General features: G+C 43.8%; 22 protein-coding genes. 5 read left to right on the top strand and 17 right to left on the bottom strand.

Going from position 1 to position 23,457, the window contains the following annotated elements:
* Positions 1 to 348: 348 nt before the first annotated feature.
* Positions 349 to 3,642, bottom strand: a complete 3,294-nt coding sequence (locus tag FHW36_RS04955) for a vitamin B12-dependent ribonucleotide reductase (protein ID WP_145663161.1) — start codon at positions 3,640 to 3,642, stop codon at positions 349 to 351.
* Between the two features lie 324 nt (positions 3,643 to 3,966).
* Between FHW36_RS04955 and FHW36_RS04950 the strand changes: the two genes are divergently transcribed.
* Positions 3,967 to 4,722: a geranylgeranylglyceryl/heptaprenylglyceryl phosphate synthase gene (locus FHW36_RS04950; protein WP_145663158.1), complete on the top strand. Its 756-nt coding sequence runs from the start codon at positions 3,967 to 3,969 to the stop codon at positions 4,720 to 4,722.
* 95 nt (positions 4,723 to 4,817) lie between these two features.
* Here the strand turns inward: FHW36_RS04950 and FHW36_RS04945 are convergent, their stop codons facing one another.
* Both FHW36_RS04945 and FHW36_RS04940 read right to left on the bottom strand, forming a co-directional pair.
* Positions 4,818 to 5,546 carry a LytR/AlgR family response regulator transcription factor gene (locus tag FHW36_RS04945; RefSeq protein WP_145663155.1) on the bottom strand — a complete coding sequence of 243 codons (729 nt, stop codon included), beginning with the start codon at positions 5,544 to 5,546 and terminating at the stop codon, positions 4,818 to 4,820.
* Between the two features lie 95 nt (positions 5,547 to 5,641).
* Complete coding sequence (locus FHW36_RS04940) at positions 5,642 to 6,667, bottom strand: sensor histidine kinase (protein ID WP_145663152.1); 1,026 nt, start codon at positions 6,665 to 6,667, stop codon at positions 5,642 to 5,644.
* A 223-nt stretch (positions 6,668 to 6,890) separates the two neighbouring features.
* Here FHW36_RS04940 and dxs point away from each other — a divergent pair, with 223 nt between their 5' ends.
* The 3 genes from dxs (at position 6,891) to FHW36_RS04925 (ending at position 11,178) form a co-directional block, all read left to right on the top strand.
* Entirely contained in the window at positions 6,891 to 8,816 is a 1,926-nt protein-coding gene (gene dxs / locus FHW36_RS04935; protein ID WP_145663149.1) for a 1-deoxy-D-xylulose-5-phosphate synthase, read from the top strand.
* Between the two features lie 72 nt (positions 8,817 to 8,888).
* Complete coding sequence (locus FHW36_RS04930) at positions 8,889 to 9,935, top strand: ferredoxin--NADP reductase (protein WP_145663146.1); 1,047 nt, start codon at positions 8,889 to 8,891, stop codon at positions 9,933 to 9,935.
* A gap of 151 nt (positions 9,936 to 10,086) precedes the next feature.
* Positions 10,087 to 11,178: a PAS domain-containing protein gene (locus FHW36_RS04925; RefSeq protein ID WP_186452306.1), complete on the top strand. Its 1,092-nt coding sequence runs from the start codon at positions 10,087 to 10,089 to the stop codon at positions 11,176 to 11,178.
* A gap of 2 nt (positions 11,179 to 11,180) precedes the next feature.
* Here FHW36_RS04925 and FHW36_RS04920 read toward each other — a convergent pair whose 3' ends face one another.
* From FHW36_RS04920 to FHW36_RS04865, 12 genes are all read right to left on the bottom strand, one after another.
* Positions 11,181 to 11,558: a hypothetical protein gene (locus FHW36_RS04920; protein WP_145663140.1), complete on the bottom strand. Its 378-nt coding sequence runs from the start codon at positions 11,556 to 11,558 to the stop codon at positions 11,181 to 11,183.
* Positions 11,559 to 11,703: 145 nt separating this feature from the next.
* A complete protein-coding gene (locus FHW36_RS04915) occupies positions 11,704 to 12,417 on the bottom strand; it encodes an HAD-IIB family hydrolase (protein ID WP_145663137.1) in 714 nt (237 codons plus the stop codon).
* Positions 12,418 to 12,549: 132 nt separating this feature from the next.
* Positions 12,550 to 13,263: a pirin family protein gene (locus FHW36_RS04910; RefSeq protein ID WP_145663135.1), complete on the bottom strand. Its 714-nt coding sequence runs from the start codon at positions 13,261 to 13,263 to the stop codon at positions 12,550 to 12,552.
* Between the two features lie 190 nt (positions 13,264 to 13,453).
* Positions 13,454 to 13,864, bottom strand: coding sequence for an OsmC family protein (locus tag FHW36_RS04905; RefSeq protein ID WP_145663132.1), 411 nt, complete (start codon positions 13,862 to 13,864; stop codon positions 13,454 to 13,456).
* A 161-nt stretch (positions 13,865 to 14,025) separates the two neighbouring features.
* A complete protein-coding gene (locus FHW36_RS04900) occupies positions 14,026 to 14,655 on the bottom strand; it encodes an NAD(P)H-dependent oxidoreductase (RefSeq protein ID WP_145663128.1) in 630 nt (209 codons plus the stop codon).
* Between the two features lie 97 nt (positions 14,656 to 14,752).
* A complete protein-coding gene (locus tag FHW36_RS04895) occupies positions 14,753 to 15,280 on the bottom strand; it encodes a YceI family protein (RefSeq protein ID WP_145663125.1) in 528 nt (175 codons plus the stop codon).
* Positions 15,281 to 15,332: 52 nt separating this feature from the next.
* Positions 15,333 to 16,202: a pirin family protein gene (locus tag FHW36_RS04890; RefSeq protein WP_145663123.1), complete on the bottom strand. Its 870-nt coding sequence runs from the start codon at positions 16,200 to 16,202 to the stop codon at positions 15,333 to 15,335.
* A gap of 105 nt (positions 16,203 to 16,307) precedes the next feature.
* Complete coding sequence (locus FHW36_RS04885; protein WP_145663120.1) at positions 16,308 to 17,216, bottom strand: helix-turn-helix domain-containing protein; 909 nt, start codon at positions 17,214 to 17,216, stop codon at positions 16,308 to 16,310.
* Positions 17,209 to 18,003 (bottom strand): segregation and condensation protein A, encoded by a 795-nt coding sequence (locus FHW36_RS04880; protein WP_145663117.1) that lies wholly within the window; start codon positions 18,001 to 18,003, stop codon positions 17,209 to 17,211. The genes FHW36_RS04885 and FHW36_RS04880 overlap by 8 nt, the downstream gene beginning before the upstream one ends.
* Positions 18,004 to 18,138: 135 nt before the next feature.
* Positions 18,139 to 19,089 (bottom strand): DUF3078 domain-containing protein, encoded by a 951-nt coding sequence (locus tag FHW36_RS04875; RefSeq protein ID WP_145663114.1) that lies wholly within the window; start codon positions 19,087 to 19,089, stop codon positions 18,139 to 18,141.
* Between the two features lie 91 nt (positions 19,090 to 19,180).
* Positions 19,181 to 19,600 carry a large conductance mechanosensitive channel protein MscL gene (mscL, locus tag FHW36_RS04870; protein ID WP_145663111.1) on the bottom strand — a complete coding sequence of 140 codons (420 nt, stop codon included), beginning with the start codon at positions 19,598 to 19,600 and terminating at the stop codon, positions 19,181 to 19,183.
* A gap of 75 nt (positions 19,601 to 19,675) precedes the next feature.
* Positions 19,676 to 20,422, bottom strand: a complete 747-nt coding sequence (locus FHW36_RS04865) for a PPK2 family polyphosphate kinase (RefSeq protein ID WP_145663108.1) — start codon at positions 20,420 to 20,422, stop codon at positions 19,676 to 19,678.
* 117 nt (positions 20,423 to 20,539) lie between these two features.
* On the opposite strand from FHW36_RS04865, the gene FHW36_RS04860 reads away from it, so the two are divergent.
* Positions 20,540 to 21,427 carry a DMT family transporter gene (locus FHW36_RS04860; RefSeq protein ID WP_145663103.1) on the top strand — a complete coding sequence of 296 codons (888 nt, stop codon included), beginning with the start codon at positions 20,540 to 20,542 and terminating at the stop codon, positions 21,425 to 21,427.
* A gap of 61 nt (positions 21,428 to 21,488) precedes the next feature.
* Here FHW36_RS04860 and frr read toward each other — a convergent pair whose 3' ends face one another.
* A complete protein-coding gene (gene frr, locus FHW36_RS04855; RefSeq protein ID WP_145663100.1) occupies positions 21,489 to 22,052 on the bottom strand; it encodes a ribosome recycling factor in 564 nt (187 codons plus the stop codon).
* Positions 22,053 to 22,161: 109 nt separating this feature from the next.
* Positions 22,162 to 23,304, bottom strand: a complete 1,143-nt coding sequence (locus FHW36_RS04850; RefSeq protein WP_145663094.1) for a glycosyltransferase family 4 protein — start codon at positions 23,302 to 23,304, stop codon at positions 22,162 to 22,164.
* Positions 23,305 to 23,457 lie beyond the last annotated feature (153 nt).

Below are 23,457 nucleotides of genomic sequence, written 5' to 3'. Positions count from 1 at the left end.
AAATATAATAAAATTATATCGCGACTGGGAGAAAAGAATAAATATTAGAAAAAATCTAATATTTTATCGCATAATTATAAAACACGCAATAAAATCCACTTTTTCAGAAAAATTTCAAATGAGAAAAAATAAAGGAAGAAAAAAGGAACGGTCTAAAACCTAAAAATAACAATGGAAATTAACAAAAGGATCTACTTAGAGAAAATAGTAAGGGCGCCTAGAAAAGCGCCCTCAATTTGTTACTATCCTATGAAAACCCTATTTGAATACAAAGATAAAGGCATGTTATTTTTCTTTGAAATTTTAGAGGCACAATAACATATCATTAACAAGAAGTTATAACATCAATCAGCTACAACCCATGCTGGTGCCACAATTCAGGCATTTATAACAGGTTCCCGAACGAACCGTAATATGCCCACAGGTAGTACATGCCGGTGCGTCACTTTGCATACTTTTCATATAATCCTGCGTATTGCTTTCCTGCTGATAAGCGCCAACAGCCTGCGTTCTCGGCAACCTGGGCGTTACTTTTTCTCCGCCACCGGCACGGAAAGAAACAGGAGGTGTATTCGTTGGTTCGTCTTCCTCTCCGGTATTTTCCGGCGCATCTAATACGTGTACCAGGTCTGTACGCCCCAGGTATTCATATCCCAACACCCGGAAAATATAATCTATCAAAGAAGTAGCAGATTTAATATTAGGATGATCCACTATCCCCGCCGGCTCAAAACGGGTAAATATGAACTTGTCTACAAATTCCTCCAGTGGCACACCATATTGTAATCCCACAGAAACCGCAATGGCAAAGCAATTCATAAGGCTGCGCAAGGTGGATCCCTCCTTGGCCAGGTCTACAAATATCTCACCCAACGTACCATCACTGTATTCTCCCGTACGCACAAAAATTACCTGGCCCCCCACATTCGCCTTCTGCGTAAAGCCTCCCCGCTTGGATGGCAACGCCTGCCGCTCTACAATCCGCGACAACTGACGCTTCAACGTAGTATCTCTGCTGGCCAGCATACGGCGATTTACTTCTCCCAGCAATTCATCATTCGTTAACTCACCCAGCCCCAGTCCTGAGGGCTGCTCCGTACTACTGCCTTCCTGCTTTTTCTTTTTATCACTCTTATTGCTCAACGGCTGACTCAGCTTACTGCCATCCCTGTACAACGCACAAGCCTTCAACCCCAGCTCCCAACTCATCTTATATGCATCTGCTATTTCTTCTACCACCGCCTCATTCGGAAGATTAATCGTTTTTGAAATCGCTCCTGAAATAAAAGGCTGTACGGCTGCCATCATCCGGATATGCCCATGCGGATGAATATACCGTACTCCATTTTTTCCACATTTGTTAGCGCAGTCAAATACCGGCAAATCTGCATCCTTTAAATAAGGCGCTCCCTCCACTGTCATGGTACCACATACATAGTCATTGGCTGCCTGGATCTGTTCATCTGTAAACCCAAGTTCGTGTAACAAGCTGAATTCCAGGCTGTAATAATTAGCCGGCGTGAATCCTAACCGTTGTAAACACTCTTCTCCCAAGGTGTATACATTGAAAACAAAGCCTATGTCAAAAGAGGAAACTACCGCCGCATCCAGCTTTTTCAGTTCCTCCCCGATAAACCCCCTTTCGCTCAATGACTGATGATTAATATAAGGCGCTCCCGCAAAACTGCCGCTACCTTTGGCATAATCCACAATGGCCTTAACTTCATGGTCAGAATAACCCAGGGTATGTAAAGCAGCAGGGATAGACTGGTTAATGATTTTAAAATATCCCCCGCCAGAAAGCTTTTTAAATTTCACCAGCGCAAAATCCGGCTCTACGCCCGTCGTATCACAGTCCATCACCAAGCCTATAGTGCCCGTAGGCGCTATCACCGTGGCCTGCGCATTACGGTAGCCATATTGCTCGCCCCATTTTACGGCCTCATCCCAGGCCTTGGTGGCCGCTTTCAACAGGTAATCGGCACAATAACGGGCATCTATTCCTTTAGGTTTTATTTCCAGGCCGTCATAAGCATCTGTGGCATCATAAGCCGCCGCACGATGGTTCCGCATTACCCGCAACATATCTTCCCGGTTTTCGGCATACCGCGGAAATACCCCCAGATGAGCCGCCATTTCCGCCGATGTTCTATAAGCAATACCCGTCATGATTGCAGATATAGCACCGGCTATTCCGCGTGCCTCCTCGCTGTCGTAAGCAATACCGCTTACCATCAGCATCGACCCCAGGTTCGCGTATCCCAATCCCAGCGTACGATACTCATAACTGAGCTGCGCCACCTCTTTTGAGGGGAACTGTGCCATCAGTACAGATATTTCCAGCACTACAGTCCATAATCTCACAGTGTACTCAAATCCCGGAACATCAAACAGCCGCTGCTGTTCGTTAAAGAAACGACGCAGGTTCACAGAGGCCAGGTTACAGGCCGTATTGTCCAGGAACATATATTCAGAACAGGGATTGGAAGCATTAATGCGCCCTCCCTGCGGACAAGTGTGCCATTCATTAATAGTGGTATCATATTGGGTCCCTGGATCGGCACAACGCCAGGCGGCATAGGTGATTTGATTCCACAAATCACTGGCTTTTAATGTCTTAACTGTCTTTCCAGTGGTACGGGCTTTCAAGTCCCAGTCAGCATCTGCTTCCAGTGCCCGGAAAAATGAATTAGGAACACGAACGGAGTTATTTGAGTTTTGACCAGATACCGTTTTATACGCATCTCCCTCATAATCAGACGAATAACCTGCCGCAATCAATGCGGCCACTTTCTTTTCTTCCTCTACCTTCCAGTTCACGAAGTTCATAATTTCCGGATGGTCCAGGTCCAGACATACCATTTTAGCTGCCCGCCGGGTGGTACCGCCCGATTTAATAGCACCGGCAGCCCGGTCACCTACCTTCAAAAAACTCATTAATCCGCTGGAAGTACCACCTCCACTCAGTTTCTCTCCCTCTCCCCGTATATGTGAATAGTTGGTACCTACCCCGGATCCATATTTGAATATCCGGGCTTCCCGTACCCACAAGTCCATAATTCCACCTTCATTCACCAAATCATCGTCCACGCTCAAGATAAAACAAGCGTGTGGCTGAGGTCGCTCATAAGCGGAAGTTGATTGCTCTAACTTGCCTGTACGTTGTTCTACATAAAAATGCCCCTGCGGCTTTCCCTTGACGCCATAGCTTTCAAATAACCCGGTATTAAACCATTGGGGAGAATTAGGTACACATGACTGGTTGAGCATGCTATAGCTCAACTCTTCATAAAATATCGTAGCATCCTTTTCACTGGCAAAATAACCGTATTTCAATCCCCAGGCCCTCCAACAATTAGCCATCCGGTGAACCACCTGCTTTACCGACGTTTCCCGCCCCGAGCTGCCGTCCGGCTGAGGTACACCCGCCTTCCGGAAGTACTTCTGCGCCAAGATATCTGTGGCAATTTGCGACCACGAGGCCGGCACTTCTACGTTGTTCATTTCAAACACTACGTCTCCACCGGGATTGCGTATCACAGACGAACGCAATTCATAGGTAAACTGATCGTAAGGACTCACACCTTCCTGGGTAAAATGACGGGTGAAGGAAAGACCACCCGTATTAGCTGGATTTTTCATACGGCAAGTTTTCTTAGATGATAGAATGAGTTAGTGATGCGGAGTACTTTAAAATTAATTTTTAAATGCCGGGAGGGGGGCATTTATTTTGCACAGATTGTGGATAATTGCGCAAACAGTTTGCCAACATGTTTGTTTATACCCCAAAAGGAAATTCGGCTCAAAATTTGTCGTTAACAAAAACTTCACAGTCATATAACACCTAACGATGTAGGTATCATGATGTTCATGAATAGAAAATGAATTGAATGCTTATTTATTTAGCAATGTGTGTTATTAATAAAAATATTATACATTTGCGACAACCGGAACAATGCGCTATTGATGTACAATAACATATACACTTCGTTCATCGAAAGAAAGGCTAAAAAGGAAAAGGCATTCGCGGTTTTGATTGACCCGGATAAGGTAACTCCCGTGGATATCATTGAGCTCGCAGCCAAATGCACTGCTGCCAAAGTTGACTATATCTTCCTTGGAGGTAGCCTTGTGATCTCCGATCATTTGGATGAATGTGTGCAGCAGCTGAAAGCTTGCTGCGACATACCCGTTGTATTATTTCCAGGAAGCCCCTCCCAGGTATCTAAATATGCAGATGCGCTGCTCTACCTGTCTGTTATTTCAGGAAGAAATCCCGAATTACTGATTGGTCAGCATGTAGTATCTGCAGCTGCCGTTAAGAAAAGTGGACTTGAAGTGATTTCTACAGGTTACATGGTAATCGATGGAGGAGCCCCCACCACGGTATCCTATATTAGCAATACAACGCCGATTCCCGCCGACAAAGCGGATATTGCGATGTGTACGGCAATAGCAGGCGAAATGCTGGGCATGAAAGTGATTTATATGGATGCCGGCAGCGGCGCCCGTGTACCCATCACAGAAAGTATGATCAGCCGCGTAGCCAGCCAGATACAGGCACCTATTATTGTTGGCGGCGGTATCCGTGATGCCGAGAAAGCTTACCTTAACTGTAAGGCAGGCGCAGATGTGATCGTAGTAGGAAATGCCATAGAAAAAGATCTCTCCCTTATCAAGGAACTGGCCGATGCGGTGCATTCTGTACCAGTAAAAGCATAAACTACAAAGCATAAAGCTATTAAAGCGAATGACCAGTGGGGATACCCGCTTAGATCATTCGCTTTAATAGCTTTATGCTTTATGCCTTCTGCTCCTTATAAACTCATCATCTCCTTAAATTTCACAGCCTGCCGGCGGCTTACTTCAATTTTCTCGCCTCCCCGCATTTCCAGCAATAGCCCACCATTAAAATAGGTATCTATCTTCTCAATCATCCGGAGATTGACAATATGCTTGCGGTTAGCCCGGAAAAAAGTACGCTCATCCAGCCGCTCCTCCAAAGCATTCAGTGATTTAAGAATCAAGGGTTTATTACTTTCAAAATACACCCGGGCGTAGTTCCCAACACTCTCAAAAAGGCGGATTTCCTGCAACTTTACAAACCAACACCTATCTCCATCCTTTACAAAAACCTGGTCATTTTCCGATAACAACGAACGTATCCCACCCGATGCCGCCAGGCGATCCTTCTCTTCCTGCTGATGCAATTTATGGATAGCATCCGCCAGTCGCTTCGGTTCTACCGGTTTCAACAGGTAGTCAAGCGCGTTGTACTCAAATGCCTTTAAGGCGTATTCATCGTAAGCTGTGGTAAAAATTACCTGCGGTGTTTTTTCCAGTTCAGCCAGCAGGTCAAATCCCGTTTTATCAGGCATCTGAATATCCAGGAACAGCAGATCAGGATGTAGCGTTTCGATCTTTTCTATACCATCCTTCGCATTCACAGCTTCTCCTACCACCACTATTTCCGGGTGATCTGCCAGTAATTTCTTGAGTTCACTCCTGGCCAGGCGTTCATCATCTATTATCAATGCTTTTTTCATTGGCAATATGAAGTTTGGTTGAATGATTTAATTTAATTGATTTAATAATAACCGCAACCAGCTCTTAACCAGCTACGGCAGTTTATAACAAGTGATTAGAGTAAAGGCATGACCACTGTGGCTTCTACCGTATGCTCATCTTTATTCCTGATCTCGAAAGAAGCCCGGCTACCAAACAAAAGACCTAATCTTTGCCGGGTGCTCTGCAAGCCAAAACCATGGCCATTAATGCTATTTTCAATTATCTGACCAGTATTTTCGATCGTAATAACATGCTGCATCCCCTTCAGTGAAGAATTGATGTATACCGAACCGCCACTGATAATACGGGAAATACCATGTTTAATAGCATTTTCCACTAATGTTTGCAACATCATCGGCGGTACCTGCAACTCCAGCGTATCCGGATCGATGTCGTACTGCACATTCAACCGCTCCTCAAAACGGATATGCTCCAGTGCAAGGTAATCCTTTACAATATTTAATTCGTTCTCCAGGCTCACTGTTTCCGCCTTCTCCGACTGCATGGAACTCCGCAATATATTTGAAAGCTCCGTAATAGCGGTCCTGGCTCGCTGCGGATTTTCATCCACCAACGCTCTGATACTGTTCAATGCATTGAAAATGAAATGTGGATTCAGCTGCGCCTTGATCGTTTTAAGCTCCAACTCTTTTACCGTTGTCTCCAATTTAAGCTGATCTACCTGGGAACTCCTGTTTCGCTCAATATAATGCCAGATATAGTAGATCATCCACCAGATAAACGAGATAACAAAAGGAGAGATCAATGCCCTTACCAAGTCTTCCTGCTTATACTTGTACACAAAATACATCAGTGAGTTATAACTGATGTACACAGTGACAGAAGTGCCGGCCACCATAGCGAAAAACAGTAATATCTGGCGCTCCGAATTATAGGTAACCCAATTACGTTTATTGATCAAAGTCCGGAAAAGGTGGGTGGCTAAAATGCCTAAAGCAATGAATATTAAAAGATTGATAAAGTCCGACAGCTGCACCACTGACTTATCCAGGGTGTAATAATAGAACCAGTTTAAAGCAAAATAAGCTGACCAGCCCAGCATCTGACACCACCAATATTTGCTTATCTTCTTTAACATTAAATCAAATTAGTAAACTTCACCTATATTCCAAAAATACCCTTTAGCATCCCCCATTTAAACCTAAATATTATAAATGGTGAATCAGAAACGGTAAATGGCAGATGCCTCCGGCTGAATGGTCTGATATGTCATACAAGGCCTATTTTCCTGTCATTGGATCACCGATTAACACATATTTTTATGTATTTTTGTTACTTCATAAAAACCCTGAACCAATATTATGAATATAAAGGCAGGTCAACTGTTGAGCCAGATAGAATATCCCGCTGATTTGCGAAAGCTGAATAAAGAGCAGCTTCACCAGGTATGTGAGGAGCTGCGTCAATACATTATTGACGTGGTAAGTGTGCATGGTGGCCACTTTGCCGCCAGCCTCGGCGTAGTGGAGCTGACAGTGGCATTGCATTACGTTTTTAATACCCCTTACGACCAGCTGGTATGGGACGTAGGCCACCAGGCCTATGGCCACAAAATACTGACAGGGCGCCGGGAAGCATTTCCGACCAACCGGAAATACAAAGGTCTCAGCGGATTTCCCAAAAGAGATGAAAGCAGATACGATACCTTCGGGGTCGGCCACTCCTCTACGTCCATTTCCGCCGCTTTGGGTATGGCCATGGCATCTCACTATAAAGGCGAATTTGACCGCCAGCACATTGCGGTGATCGGAGATGGCGCCATGACTGCCGGAATGGCCTTCGAAGCCCTCAACCATGCGGGTGTTGCCAATGCCAATGTGCTGATCATCCTGAACGACAATTGCATGTCCATAGATCCTAATGTGGGCGCGCTGAAAGAATACCTCACCGATATCACCACTTCTCCTACCTACAACAAAGTAAGGGACGATGTGTGGAACCTGTTGGGGAAACTTCCCGTAGGAAAGAAATTCACCCGCGACATGGCCTCCAAACTGGAAGCCAGCCTCAAAGGCGTTGTTTCTAAATCCAGTAACCTCTTCGAAGCACTGAAGATGCGCTATTTTGGCCCTATCGATGGCCACAATATCACCAAACTGACCGATACCCTGCAGGATCTGAAAGACATTCCCGGACCCAAACTGCTGCATATCGTTACCACCAAAGGTAAAGGCTATGCCCTGGCAGAAAAAGACCAGACCACCTGGCACGCACCAGGCCTGTTCGATAAAATCACCGGCGAAATCTTCAAAAAGCCAGTCACTACCCCCCAACCTCCTAAATACCAGGACGTTTTCGGGCACACCATCATCGAATTAGCAGAACAAAACGATAAAATCATCGGTATCACCCCCGCCATGCCTTCCGGCTCCTCCCTCAAATTTATGATGGAGAAAATGCCGCAAAGAGCTTTTGACGTGGGCATCTGTGAACAACACGCCGTTACCCTCTCTGCCGGCATGGCCACGCAGGGAATGCGCGTGTTCTGTACCATCTACTCCTCCTTCTTCCAAAGAGCCTTTGATCAGGCCGTACATGATGTAGCCATCCAGAAACTCCCGGTAATATTCTGCCTCGACAGAGCCGGACTGGTAGGAGAGGACGGTCCTACTCATCATGGCGCCTACGATATTGCCTACATGCGCAGTATCCCTAATGTGATCATCAGCGCCCCGATGAATGAGGAAGAACTCCGTAACCTGATGTACAGCGCTCAGCTGCCGGAAAATGATATGCCTTATGTGATCCGCTATCCACGCGGACAAGGCGTGATGCCGGAATGGCGCATGCCATTTAAAGCCATCAAACCAGGCACCGGGCGGAAAATCCGCGATGGTAAAGACATTGCCATCCTTTCCCTCGGACACACCGGCAACTTCGTGACCGAAGCCTGTAAAGAACTGATCTCCGATGGTTTGCAGCCAGCCCATTACGACATGCGCTTCGTAAAACCACTGGACGAAGCCCTCCTCCACGAAATATTCCAATCATTTGATAAGGTAATTACCGTGGAAGATGGTGCTATTAAAGGCGGATTCGGTAGCGCCGTAATTGAATTCATGGCCGACAATAACTATAAGGCAACCGTAACAAGATTAGGTATTCCCGATAAAATCGTGGAACACGGCAAACCGGAAGAACTTTACCGCGAATGCGGCTACGATGCCGCCGGTATCGCCCGCACCACCCGGGAAATGCTCAAAGAAAAAATTACTGTCACCATATAAACAGGAATTTAGTTATTTAGCTACCTGGATATGCCCCAATAGGCTATCCTGGTAGCTAAATTTTTTTATACCATGTACTTTCAGCTCAGGATCACCGACATCATACGCGAAACACCCGGCACTTACACCTATAAACTGGCTAACATATCGCCTGAACTGATTAGCTATCAACCAGGCCAGTTCCTGACCTTCCTCATCACCCTGAATAACAAAGAATACAGGCGCTCTTATTCCTTCAGCTCTACGCCCGGCGTAGATCCCTTTATGTCGGTAACTATACGGGAGAAGGAAAATGGCGAAATTTCCCGCCATCTCATCCGGACCTGGAAAAAAGGAGATGTGGTAACCTCCCTGGAGCCTACCGGCCGGTTTACCTATCAACCACCTGCCGCTCCTGTAAAAGACGTTTTTCTGCTTGCAGCGGGAAGCGGGATAACACCCATCTTTTCTCTCCTGAAACAAATACTTACCCACGACCCCGGCGCACACGTTACATTAATTTACAGTAATACCAGCCCTGAAAGAACCATTTTCTACGGGCAACTACAGCAATGGCAAACCAACTACCCGGAACAACTGCAAAGTATCTATCTCTTTAGTAACGACCCCGATAGTCACCATGCCTACAGGCGACTTAATAATACTTTACTGGAGCAACTGGTAAAAACCCATATGCGCTATCAGTATACCGATGCCAGCTTCTTCCTGTGTGGCCCGCCAGACTATATGCGTACCATCCTCCTTACCCTCACCTTCATGGGCTTCCGGAACGATCAGCTTCACAAGGAAAACTTTGTGGTAAACACCGATATAAAAATTGCAAAAACACTATTGCCACAAAATCATGACCCTAAGCAGGTCGTGATCCATGCACATGGTCAGGAATACAAACTATCAGTTCCTGCCGACCAAACCATTCTGAACTATGCACTCGAACAGGGCATACCTTTGCCATATAGCTGCAAGGGCGGTGTATGCGGCTCCTGCACCGTTAAATGTACCAATGGTAAAGTGTGGATGTCTGTCAACGAAGTACTTACTGAAAAAGAGCTGGCAGAAGGCCTGGTGCTTACCTGTGTGGGCTATCCCTCAAGCGACTATCTGACACTTGAATTATGACAACTATTAATGCAAAAAACATTATCAATCATCACGATCAAGGATAATTTTTCTATTGCTGAAAAATTATCTACATTCTCTGCAAAATCAGGTAATGTTAAACTCCCCTATAAAGATTGTTTGTTTATGCCTCCTATTTGTTGTCGTTTCGATGAACAGTTACCTCTTATTTAAATTTAACACCGCCCCTTACTCCTGGCTATTGACCGGCAGCATCATTTTATTGACAGGTATGATTATCTTCTTACTGGTAGCTCCACGATTGATTAACAAACGCGCGCTCCAGTTTGAACACCTGTTCAATGAATATCCCATTCCTATGTGGATTTATGAAAAAAGTACGATGCGTTTTCTGTCGGTTAACACAGCGGCATCGGCCAAGTACGGGTACAGCAAAAAGGAGTTCCTGGAACAACTAACGATAAAGGACCTACGAAATACGGAAGATGTCCCTTTATTATTGGAAAATGCCGCAGAACGGTGCTGCAGCGGTGAATACCGGGGCATATGGAAACATCGTAAAAAGGATGGCAGCAATTTTTTCACAGAAATCTATTCGCTTCCTGCCATTTATTTTGGTAAAGATGCCCGCTTCATTATGTCGAAAGATGTAGATGCCGAAGTGAAAGCTAACAGGGAAGCTCATGAGCTGGGCATGCGCTATGAACTACTGGCTAAAGCTACTAACGATGCGGTATACGATAAAAACCTGGTTACTAATGCTGTTACCTGGAATCACGGCTTATCGGATCTCTTTCATTACAATAATGCCGACGACGCTGACCTGGTAGAATGGTGGCAAGCAAATATTCACACGGCCGATTATTTTCGGATAATGGCTTCCCTCGAAAGATGCAAAAAGGAAAATCTTAACTATTGGTCGGAAGAATATCGCTTCAAATGCGCAGATGGCGGCTATAAATATGTAGTCGATCGTGCGTTTATTATGTATGAAAACGGGCAACCTTATCGCATGATCGGGATGATACAGGATATCGACAGGCATGTAAAACAAGCCAGGCTGCTGGAAGAACAAAATAAAACGCTCCGCGAAATTGCTTGGATCAATTCACATGAAATACGCAGGCCCGTAGTCTCCATACTGGGCATCACCGATCTGTTCGACAAAAGCAACCAAAATGGGGATTTTAACTCCCAGTTGATGGCATGGCTACATGAATCCACCCGTCAATTGGATGACATCATTCATAAAATTGAGCATAAAGTAAAAAGCCTTCAATAACATTATACCTCGCAAGGCATAAAGTCATTGAATTCTTCTTTTAACGAGATGTATAGTTTCTGAAAAATTTCCATGCGATGTTGCATGGTATCGTAGTCATCTATGGGCCGGTCATCGTGTACAGCAGTTACAGGCGCGTTGGAGACTTTTTTTGCGCATTGTTTCAGGTCGTGATACATTTCATCAGCTACTTCCCGTTGGCGTAGTAAACGGTTTTCGAAATGTTCAACTTTTGTCATTACATCCCTGGAGGCTTTACTCAATGCGATTTGCTCTAAACGTTCACGCATCATTTTCACTTCTGTTCTGACCTCGTTCACTTCTTCTTTCCAGGAATTCAGCTGCTGGTGCAGCTCTTCAGTGGGAGTTGTCATATTCATGGTGTATTGATTTATCAATTTAAATGATGATTAAAAAGCTATTCATCATACCAAACGCTGTTGTCAATATCCATATACTCTACTGGCAAAGACCTATTCTAAGGTACAATCTTTTTCTGTTCTGCCCACAATTTTATCGCCCTTTTTACAGGTAACTACGGAACTCAGGAAAAAATGCCATCGCCTCCAGGATACCACCAGCACCGGCCCGCTGTGCCTGTAATACATGTGACATGCCTGCAGTACGCCTAACTAATTCCGCTTCCGAATCACCTACTACCACCCCCTTAAACCCTGTTTCATACATCGTTATATCATTCATAGAATCACCAGCTACCAATATTTTATGATGAGGCAGTACCAGTATCTCCAGCAACTGCTGTAAAGTATATCCTTTATTAACCCCACCAGGCAAAATATCCAGGTACTTTCCGGCAGATAAAACCATGTCGCATTGCAGTGAGGCCGCTATTTCCCGGGCACTTTCTATATCTGTTTCCTCATCGTAATAATAAGAGCAACGATACTGCTGTTGAGCTTCCTGGTGTAGCAACCCCCTTACCTTTTTCATTGTTTCTCTAACATGATCCCCTGGCCATTTGGCGGCAATATTGGATTGTACAGGCTCTACAGCCGCCAGGGTGGGCAGATGTGTAACGGTAGCGCCTACATCACAAATAATATACTCCGGACGCGGCAGTGCAGTATCTTCCAATAAATTCAATACACTGCGTATGCCTCTTCCGGTTACAAATATCAATTGAATTTCCTTGTTATGATGTAGTAAATGATAGAGTCGTTCTTTATCTTCCGGTGTTCCTCCTAAAAAAGTTCCATCCAGGTCTGTAGCTAGTAACATGATTTCTTTCTCTGTGGCGGTTTTAATAGTGACGCAATAAATATATGTTCCGGATAAAAATAGAAAAAAAAGATCAGCCTCACAGCTGATCTTTTCTTAGATGTAATGGGTTAGTGTATAATGAAATGATAATTAGCTCAACATAGGAACATCTATCAGCAAAAACTCTGCCGGTTTAATAATCTCCACTGTTGCTTTATCATACTCCGATAGCCCAATAGCATCCCTGGTTTGTAAGGTTTCTCCATCTATTTTTATTTCTCCGCTAAGCAAAAACAGGTAAGTGCCTATTCCCGCTTTCTTTGCAGTGATGGCTACTGTTTCACCTACATCAAATTTACCTAATGAAAACCACGCATCCTGGTTTAACCAAAGTGTACCGGCCGATTTATCTGGTGCAATGACTACCTGCAATTTATTTTCACGACTGGCAGGATCAAATGTACGTTGATCGTAGCGGGGTGCTACATTTCTTTCGGCAGGAATTACCCAAATCTGCAGGAAGTTAACATCTTCTGTTTTGGAAGCGTTAAACTCAGAGTGAACAACACCCGTGCCGGCACTCATGATCTGTATATCGTTTTTGCGGATCACTTCCTGTTTACCGGTATTATCACGATGTTCCAACGCACCATCCAGTACAATAGATACAATTTCCATATTATCGTGCGGGTGAGCACCAAAGCCCATACCGCCCTTCACCGAATCGTCATTCAAAACCCTCAATGCACCAAAATGAATCCTGTTGGGATCGTAGTAGTTAGCAAAACTGAAAGTATGATGACTCTTCAACCAACCATGGTTCGCATATCCCCTGGTATCTGCACGATGAATAACTTTTTTCATAACTTAATCTCCATTGTTTAATACAACACAAATATCGCTATAAGTGCCCGCGGGAAGAATGGATGATCTGATGAAAAACGTGGACAAAAAAAGGGAAAAGCTATTGTGAAGAAGATTTCAGCGAAATTAAAAATCGCGTTGATCACTCTCCACAATAGCTTTTCGCTTTGTGCCTTATGCTTTAAGCTGCTTATACCAGCTTGGCTTCGGAAGTAATAGTAGCATTCAATACTTTACTTACCGGGCAATTTGCTTCTGCATCCTTTACAAATTCAGCAAATTTCGCAGCATCCAGGCCGGGTACGCTGGCGGTTACTTCCAGATGACTGGTGGTAATAGCGCCGTTTTCCAATGTAATGGTACATTTGGTATCGATGTTCCCAGGTGTAAAACCAGCGCCGGTGATAACAAAACTCAATTTCATGGTAAAACAACCAGCATGAGCAGCTGCAATCAGTTCTTCAGGGTTAGTGCCAACGCCTTCTTCAAAACGGCTACCATAAGAATACTGGGTCTTGTTTAAAACGGTAGACTGGGTGGTTAAATTACCTTTACCTTCTTTACCGGTACCTTGCCAATTGGCAGATGCAGATCTTTTCATGTTTAATGTTTTATTTTTTCTTTGTTAGAAGAATCAGTGCAGGGGCCCAAATTACAAATTAATCGGGAATAAAAAATGCCGGAGCTTCCTGTAGCTTCCGCCAATAAAAAAACCGCACCAGTGGCTGGTGCGGTATAAACATGATTCCCTTCAATTGATTCCTATATCATTTCTACCAATTCTGCTATTGGCTTACGTACTTTCTTCGCATGCTGCATCACGTCGTCATCTGCTCTAAATCCAATGGCAGCCGTCACCACGGCAGTCAACCCTTTTTCCTTTAATCCCAAGATTTCGTCATACCTGGCAGCATCAAAGCCTTCCATAGGACAGGCATCGATATTTTCCACTGCGGCAGCGGTCAGTAGGGTACCCAATGCAATGTAAGCCTGCTTGGAACTCCATACGGCAGTGCCGTTTGTACCCAGCTGATTCACCGTGTTCTTCATCACACCCGCAAAACCTGCCAGCTGCGCGGGGTTTATGTTGCGCGTTTCCGCAATATTGTTCGTATAATCGTCTACGTGCGACTCGTTCAAGTCGGTATATCTGGCAAACACCACCAACTGTGAGGCGTCGGTTACCTGTGCCTGGTTATTGGATGCTGCTTTTAATTGCTCACGTACCGCCGGATTCTCCACTACCAGTATCTTATACGGTTGTAACCCATAAGAAGAGGCAGAAAGCCTGGTGGCGGCAATCAGTTTATTCAGCTGTGCTGCACTCAGTTTCTTAGCCGGATTAAATTTCTTAACGGCGTAACGCCATTGCAGTTTATTCAGAATATCCATCGTCAATACTTGCTTAGTATTTTGTTACCCAGCTATCTGCCCGGGATACAGGGCCGTAATCGAACAAAATAGCTGAGTAACAAAACAAAATATGTGCTTATTGTTTTACCATTTGTACACTAGCCAGTAACTTCACTTCGTCACTCAGCAACAATCCTCCGGTTTCGGTAGTAGCATGGAAAGTAAGTCCAAAATCTTTACGGTTAATTTTACCGCTTAATTCAAATCCAGCCTTGGTCTGACCATATGGATCTACCACTTCGCCACCAAATTCAACATTCAGTTCTACCGGACGGGTATTGTCACGAATGGTCAAATCACCTACCAGTTTATATGTCTCACTATCTATTTTCTTTACTTCCTTAGATACAAATGTCAGCTTCGGGTATTTTTCTGCTTCGAAAAAATCTCCTGCCAGCAAATGCTGATCACGCTGTGCATTCTGAGTAGAAATGCTATTAATGTCTGCTTCAAAAGAGATGGAAGCATTACTGAAATCATTGTCAGTAGTGGTTTGCATAGTACCATCAAATTTTGCAAACTGACCGGTTACGGTCGTAATCATCAAGTGTTTAATTTTAAATTGTACATCACTGTGTGAAGGATCAATTTTCCAGGTTGCCATATTGTTTTGTTTTTAGTAGTATTATTGAAATGAAATGATTTGTTATTATAAATTATAAGCGTCCCATTTTACCGGCATTAAAATCGTTGATAGCGGTAACAATCTCTTCTTCTGTATTCATCACAAACGGGCCATAAGCAAAGATGGGTTCATCTATTGGCTCTCCGCTCAATACTAGTATAGTAGCGTCTTCCATTGCAATGAGCGTAATTTCAGTACCCTCTTTTTCAAAAAGGGCTGTTTCTACTGCTTTCAGTGATTGGCCGTTAATATCAGCTTCTCCCTGGAAAACAACTGCCGCGGTGTTAAAATGTGCCGGTATAGAAAAAGTAACGGTGTCGCCTTTCTTTAAACGCACGTCCAGTACATTCAGCGGAGAGAAAGTGCGCGCTGCGCCTTTCACATCCCCATATTCACCAGCTATTACTCTTACATAACTTTCCGTACCAATGTTAATCACTGGGATTTCAGCTTTGGTTAAGTTCTGGTAGCCTGCCGGGTTATTTTTAAATGCTTTGGGAAGATTTACCCACAATTGCGCAAATTCTGCTTTACCACCAGCTTTGGTGAATGCCTCGCTATATTTCTCTTCATGTAAAATACCGCCGGCTGCAGTCATCCACTGCACATCACCAGGGTACAGGAATCCGTGGCTGCCGGTAGAGTCCCGGTGCTCCAGTTCGCCCTGGTACACGATGGTTACAGTTTCAAAACCTTTATGCGGATGTTCTCCTACACCACGGGGCCTGGGACTAGGTGGGATGTAGTTGGGTGCGGCATAGTCCATCATAATGAAAGGACTAATCCTGTTATTTTCAGACCGGGTACCACCCGGTAAGGTGCTTTGTACCCGGAAGCCATCACCTACCATATGTGGTGCGGCTGCTTTTACTATCTGGTTTACATGTTTTTGTGTGTTCATAGTTTTTTGCCTCCTAAGACAACACAAAACTACATGTTATAACACCCGTTAAAAATGGATAAAACGTCGCTAGTGATGGACTTTTTTACAAATCTCCTTAAAACCTTATACAGAAGGGGTTAAGGAGGAGCGGGCTGCCTCTTTAAACTCAGAAGGACTCTGGTTGGTATATTTCTTAAAAAAGCGACTGAAATAATGTGGATCGTCAAAGCCAAGTTTGTAGGCGATTTCCTTTGCAGTAAGGTCTGTATTGTACAGATACCGCTGCGCTTCCAGGATGACCCTGTTGCGGATATGCTCTCCTGCTGTAATACCAGATAATTGCTTACTGATTTCGTTGAGCAGTACAGGTTTTATATGGAGGAGCCCGGCATAATCGGACACGTTTTTTAAATACTGGTATTTTTCTTCTATCAGGTTTTTGAATTTCAGGAAGATAGAACTGTTATGTGCGGCATGCTGCTCGGTCGAAATAGAGAGACTTTCACCTTTAATACGGGAAGCCAGCACCAGGAAATAACGCAGCAATCCATGCAGCGCGGTTTCGTATTCCGGCTCACGGAACGCCAGTTCTTTCATCATCAGGCGAATAATAGCCTCAATGTCCTTTTCCTGTTCATCATCGAGCTGTAATACACTACTGAACTGGTTATTGAAAAACAAGCCGGAATTAATCCCCGATACCTGCGACTGATCTTTTAAACACATAAAAGCTTCCCGGAATGCGATCATATAGCCGTCAATTTTCTCAGTAGCCTGCAGATTGTGTACCTGGCCAGGAGCCACAAAAAAAAGTGTATTCTTTTTCACCTCATGTGTTACCGCATCAATAGTATGCAGCAGCTTCCCCTTCTTTATCCAATAGATAGTGTAGAAGTCGTGCCGGTGCGGCACACCAATCTGGTCAAAAAAACTATTGCCCAGTTCGCACAATCCAGATACCACAAAGCTAGGATCTACATGCGCATATTCCGGTAAGGAAACAATTCCTATATTTTCACGTTTCTCAGCCATCTATTAAAGTTCCTGCGGTTTCTTCCTCCCTATCAGAAGGATCAATATATTCAATAATAAAGTTATTCCGTCCTTCTCCGACCATAATTCCCATATGCTTCATCTGTACCAGTTCCAGCATACTGAGGAACAGGAAAATAGCGTGCACCCGGTCTTTACAATGATCGAATATTTTTTCGAAAGATAAGGTACGCTCAGCCCTTGCCAGTTCTTCCATATACATCCTGGAACCTTCCATGGTATAATCATACTTATACACCACGTGCTGGGGCTTGTTATCACGCTCTTTCATACGCTGCATCACCTTTTCAAATGTTTTGGTGAGCTTAAACAATGTGAGCGTTTGTACTTCTGTACCTTCACTGGTGATTTCACCAATTTCGGCCAGTTCTTTGGCAATGTTGCCTCGCTTGGCCTGCAGCATCCTGTCGGCCTCCATCTCAGCCAGTTCGGCCGCAGCCAGTTTATAACGTTTATACTCCAGGATTTTATCTATCAGCTCCATACGGGGGTCAATCTCATTCCCTTGTTCATCTACCTCTTTGCGGGGCAATAACATCTTCGCCTTAATACGCATAAGTGTAGATACAAAAAGAATGAACTCACTGGCCAATTCTATATTGAGCGATTCGATATGGTGGATATAGTCCAGGAAATCCTGTGTCAGCTTATTGATCGGGATATTGTAGATATCCAGCTCATCGCGTTCAATGAAGAACAGCAACAGGTCAAAAGGACCTTCAAATTGCGGTAATTTGATCTTATAGACAGGTGCTTGTTCGTTCACGTATAACGTTTAATTAATATGGTTTAAAAAAGAATTCGCACAAAGGCACGGAGTGTCAACTATTCCGGGAGTCAATTCCCGGCTTCTTTCCTCTGTGCCAATGCGCGATATCAAAAATAACAAAATTCCGGCGAATCAGAACTTGGCGGTAAAGCCTACGCCTATCACCTGTTTGACCTGTAATCGCGGCCCCATTACTCCGGTTGCTTTATTCTCAAATACTTTTACATCATCATCATAAATCATATCTACGGTCAGCAAGGCAGAAATCCATTTATTCACCTTCAACTCCAAGGCGTTAGTGAAAAACACGTCAATGTTTTGCGGATTGTGCCGGTAATCAGAAAACAGGTCCAACCTACCTTTGTAAGTCATGTTTTTGGCAAAAGTCTTTACGTAATTGGCTGATAAGTAAGCACCAATCTCATATTTAAAATGCTTCCCGGTATCTACACCATAAGCACCTTGTTTTGACAGAAAATCGTCCATTACAAATACAAAACGGGAAGTAATGGGAGAGAGGAATAAAGAAAATGAATTATCTGGTTTATAATCGAAACCTGGTGACACCAGTACATATGCGGGAGAGAAGAATTTAGACGACAATTGCTTGGTGGTATCATTTGGATACAGGAAACCGTTGGCAAATTGCGTACGTAAATTTACCAGTCCACTGAGATACCAGTTCTTGCCGATATCGTAACCATACTTGGTGGTAAGGTCAATACGGTCGTCATTTTTACGGCCACCTAGACTGGTGGTATTAATATATCCGAAAGCGAGATCGGCCACATTGTCCCAGGATCTTCTGCCATTTTTATAGAACGCCCACGCATATACGTTAGAACCGATGGCGAAAGAAAACTTGTCACCACCTGCCGCCCAGTTGGTAAGTGAGCCCTGGTTGATGTTCACATTCAGATTAAGACCTTTCCGCCATAATTTCGGAATAGTATCATTAGGGTCCTGGTCTTTTTTGATTTTACCAGCTGCTTCTTCCCTTGACTTCTTCATCCAGTCGTTCTGTGCATGCACTGCCATGAAACAGCAAAGAAAGCATGCTATGGACAAAGTAAATTTTTTCATTCATTTAATGTTTAAGGTGAGTATACATATATAACCTGCGTGTTTCTTCGGGTCAAAAGAAACACGCAGGTGGGGTATTATTATAGTTAGTTTATCTTTTCTTCAGCTCGTCACGGATTTCCATGAGCAGTTTTTCCTGTGCAGAAGGTTCAGTTGGAGCAGGGTCTTGCTTCTTGGTCAGCTTATTCATGAACTTCACCAATAAGAAAATACAGAAGGCAATAATCAGAAAATCTATGACGCTCTGAATAAAAGCACCATAGGCAAAAACAGCTACCCCCTTGGCTTTCGCCTCTGCCAGCGTAGCAAATTCTCCCTTACTCTTGTCCAGTAATACAAAGAAGTCATTAAAATTCTTACCCTGGGTAAATATACCGACAATAGGCATCAGGATATTATCCACTAATGATGTAACGATCTTTCCAAACGCACCTCCAATGATCACACCCACAGCCAGATCCATTACATTGCCCTTCATGGCAAATTCTTTAAACTCTTTGATGAACGACATAATGCAAGGTTTTTATTGGTTAAATAAGTGAGCAAAATTAAAACATAATATCATAAGCCGTTAATTATTAATCTATTATTTCTTCAAACGGGGATATTTCATCTTCAGCGATTTCAGTGTATCCCTCAGTGTTAGTGCTATCAGGTACTCTTTATACCAGTTATGGTCAGCGGGTACAATCAGCCATGGCACATAATTACAATGGTTAATGGCATCTTCGTAAGCATCCATATATTTATCCCATAGTTTAGCCTCTGCCAGGTCATTTTCATTATACTTCCACATCTTTCTGGGATCTTCTGTGCGCTCTACCAGCCGTTGCTGTTGTGCTTCCTGCGATACATGCAGATAACATTTGATGATATGGGTGTTGTTATGTACGGTCAGCAATTTCTCAAAATCGTTGATGGCTTCCATGCGTTTGAAAGCAGTCTTATCATCAATCCATTTATGCACGCGCTGTATCAGGATATCTTCATAGTGGGAACGGTTAAACACCTGGATCATGCCTTTACCTGGTGCATGCTGATGTACTCTCCATAAAAAATCATGATCATACTCCTCTGAGGTGGGTGCTTTGAAAGAATGTACCTGGCAGCCCTGGGGATTTAATGTACCGGTTACATTCTTGATTACACCATCTTTTCCACTGGCATCCATTCCCTGTACTACCAGCAGAATGCTGTATTTATGCTGGGCATATAACAGATTTTGTAATTCATCCAATTCCTGCAAGATTTCCTGGGTCGTTACTTTGATCTTTTCTTTTTCCAGCTTCTTGGGGGCTGTAGTGCTGATGGTTGACAACTTAATTTTACTCATTTCATGCATTCTTATTAATAAATTTAACAAAATCAGTCCAGAAGTGTTGCAATAACACGATTTATATTTTGTTGAATGCCACTGATAAGTGCAACTTTGTAGCCTGAAAATAAAATTATGCACCAACGTTTCGCTCACTGGGGAGTATTTCTACTGCTATCACTCACCTGGGGCAGCTCTTTTATACTGATGAAAATCGGGCTGGAAGCATTTACCTCTTACCAGGTAGCAAGTTTGCGACTGGTAGCTGCAGGTATTGCACTGCTGCCCTTTTTACCTAAGGCGCTCCGGGATACACCTGTTAATAAACTGCCACTGATTATACTTTCCGGCATCCTGGGTAACGGCATTCCTGCCTTTCTATTTTGCCTGGCTGAAACGGAAATAGATAGCTCACTGGCAGGTATCCTAAATGCCCTCACTCCTTTGATGGCTTTACTGTCGGGTATTATCATCTTTGGCAGCCCCTTGAAAAAAGAACAATTTACCGGGATATTTATTGGATTGCTGGGCGTGGTTTTGCTGTTTACCTCCAAAGGCATCAGTACCAATAGTCACTGGTATTATGCGTTGTTGATCATCCTGGCCACTATCAGTTATGGTGTGAATATCAGTATGGTACACCACCGGCTTAAAGGCTTTTCGTCTCTGCACCTGGGCTCCATTGCCATGTTTTTCTGCGCCCTGGTCACTTTCCCGATATTATGGTATAGTAACTTCTTTCCTCAGTTCGCCCAACCCCATGCCCCCTGGCGCTCTTTATCTGCCGGCCTTATACTGGGCGTAATGGGAACTGGTGTGGCAGCGGTATTATTTTTCCTGTTAATAAAACGAGCCGGATCTATGATGGCCTCTATGGTAGCATATGCGTTGCCGTTAGTGGCAGTGGGCTGGGGCTTACTCGCTCATGAAAGCATTACCTGGGTCCAGGTATTGTGTATGATCATCATCTTACTGGGGGTGTACCTCGTTAACAGAGCCAGCAAACCTGCCACCAGCAAATAAGGCATAAAAAAAGCGGAGATATCATCAGGTGATATTTCCGCTTTTTTGAGATGTGCTATTATTAAACAGCCATAATTTCCTTTTCTTTCACTTCGCAGTGCTTATCGATCAGGACAATGTTTTTATCTGTTAATGCCTGTACATTTCCTTCTGCATCCTTCGCCGTATCTTCACTCAGGCCATCTTTCTGCAGTTTCTTTATACCTTCAATAGCATCCCGACGAATATTACGGATTGCTACTTTAGCCTGTTCACCCTCGTTATTTACTCTTTTTACAAATTCTCTCCTTCGTTCTTCTGTGAGAGGAGGGAGGAATAAACGGATAATTACACCATCGTTTTGAGGGTTGAGCCCAATATTAGAAGCAATAATAGCTCTTTCAATAGGCTGTAACATGTTTTTTTCCCAAGGCTGTATGGTCAGGGTCCGGGCATCGGCAATACTCACGTTAGCTACCTGGTTCAATGCGGTTGGCGATCCGTAATAATCAACGAAAATGCCATCTAAAATTTGCGGATTAGCTTTTCCGGCTCTGATTTTTGTAAGCTCCAATTCCAGGTGCCCGATAGCTTTCTTCATCGAGTCCGCTGCCTCATCAATGATAAGCGTTAGATCATCTTGCATAACATAAATAGTTAAGTGCGTGCAAACCTACAGGTTTTCTTTTAATCGTCAAAGTAACGCACCTGTAATAGGAGGAGAAATACTAACCAAAGCGCTTACAGGAAGTTATTTACTTATCCTGTAATACTCCTTCTGTTGTAACACGAAATACCTTGGTGGATTCCTTTACGGCAACAGATGCCGGCTGAATAACAGGTTCTGGTATTGGTTTCACCACCAGTTTCTTTCTGCGTGCCAGGTATAGCATGCCGGTAAAGAAAGTAGCTGAACCTATTACTACCATCAGTAGCAAGGTAGCGCCGAGTCCCTGCAATACAAATGCACCCAGGATATAAGTAGCATTAATGGCAACAGACACCAACGTTGTTTGACGGTGATTCAGTTTCAGATCCAGCAGGTAGTGGTGAATATGGTTTCTGTCCGCAGAAAAAGGAGAACGCCCCTGCAACATACGCACAGCAAAAACTCGTAAAGTATCAAATAATGGAACGATCAGGATAGCGAACGCAACAGCTGGAGTAGCACCAATAGGCATTTTACCTACCGGGTTGCCGGCCACATCAATAAACTTAAGCACCAATACTGCATTCACCAGGCCAATCAATAAGGAACCGGTATCACCCATAAAAATCCGGGCTGGAGAAATATTGTAGATCAGGAAGCTAGCCAATCCACCAGCCAGGGCAAATCCAATAACGGCATAAGTAATTTCACCTACGTGCAGGAAATAAGCACCCAAAACTGCACTTACCAATAACCCGATACTACCCGCATGTCCATCTACTCCATCAATCAGGTTAAAGGCATTAATCACTACTATAAAGGTGAAATACGTTAGCATGAGGCTGATATTAGGAGGCAGTGTATAGATTCCCATAAAGCCGTACATACTGGTAATCTGCAAGTTACCTAGATAGATAATAGTGAAAGAGGCCGCTAGTTGACCTATCAATTTTTTTAACGGGGATAATCCCACAATATCATCCTTCATCCCTACCATGAAGATAATAAAGAAGGCAGCCATCATGTATTGAAACGGCGAATTCGCTATTGCGGGTACACAAATAGCAGCAGCGATAATAAATCCAGAGAAGAAACCCATTCCCCCCAGTGTTGGTATGCGCTGTTTATGCGTCTTTCTTTCGTCCGGCTCGTCGTATAAATGCTTTAATTCCGCTACTCTAATCAGTATTGGAATAGAAAAATAGGTAACAACAAAACTTAGGACGGTAGCAATTAATACATTCTCCATTTGTGGGGCTTGATTGTGCAAAGATATTAATTTCAATGAAATGTGAAAATATTCATTAAATAAATCAAGTAATTTTAATACTTTGAGACCGCAAAAAAAAAGTTCAACAGCCACAAATTCTACGAAATTCTATTAGTTTTGCGGCACAAAATT

This window comes from Chitinophaga polysaccharea (assembly GCF_007829335.1).
Classification (GTDB): Bacteria; Bacteroidota; Bacteroidia; order Chitinophagales; family Chitinophagaceae; genus Chitinophaga; species Chitinophaga polysaccharea_B.
This window is presented reverse-complemented; position numbering and strand designations above follow the sequence as displayed.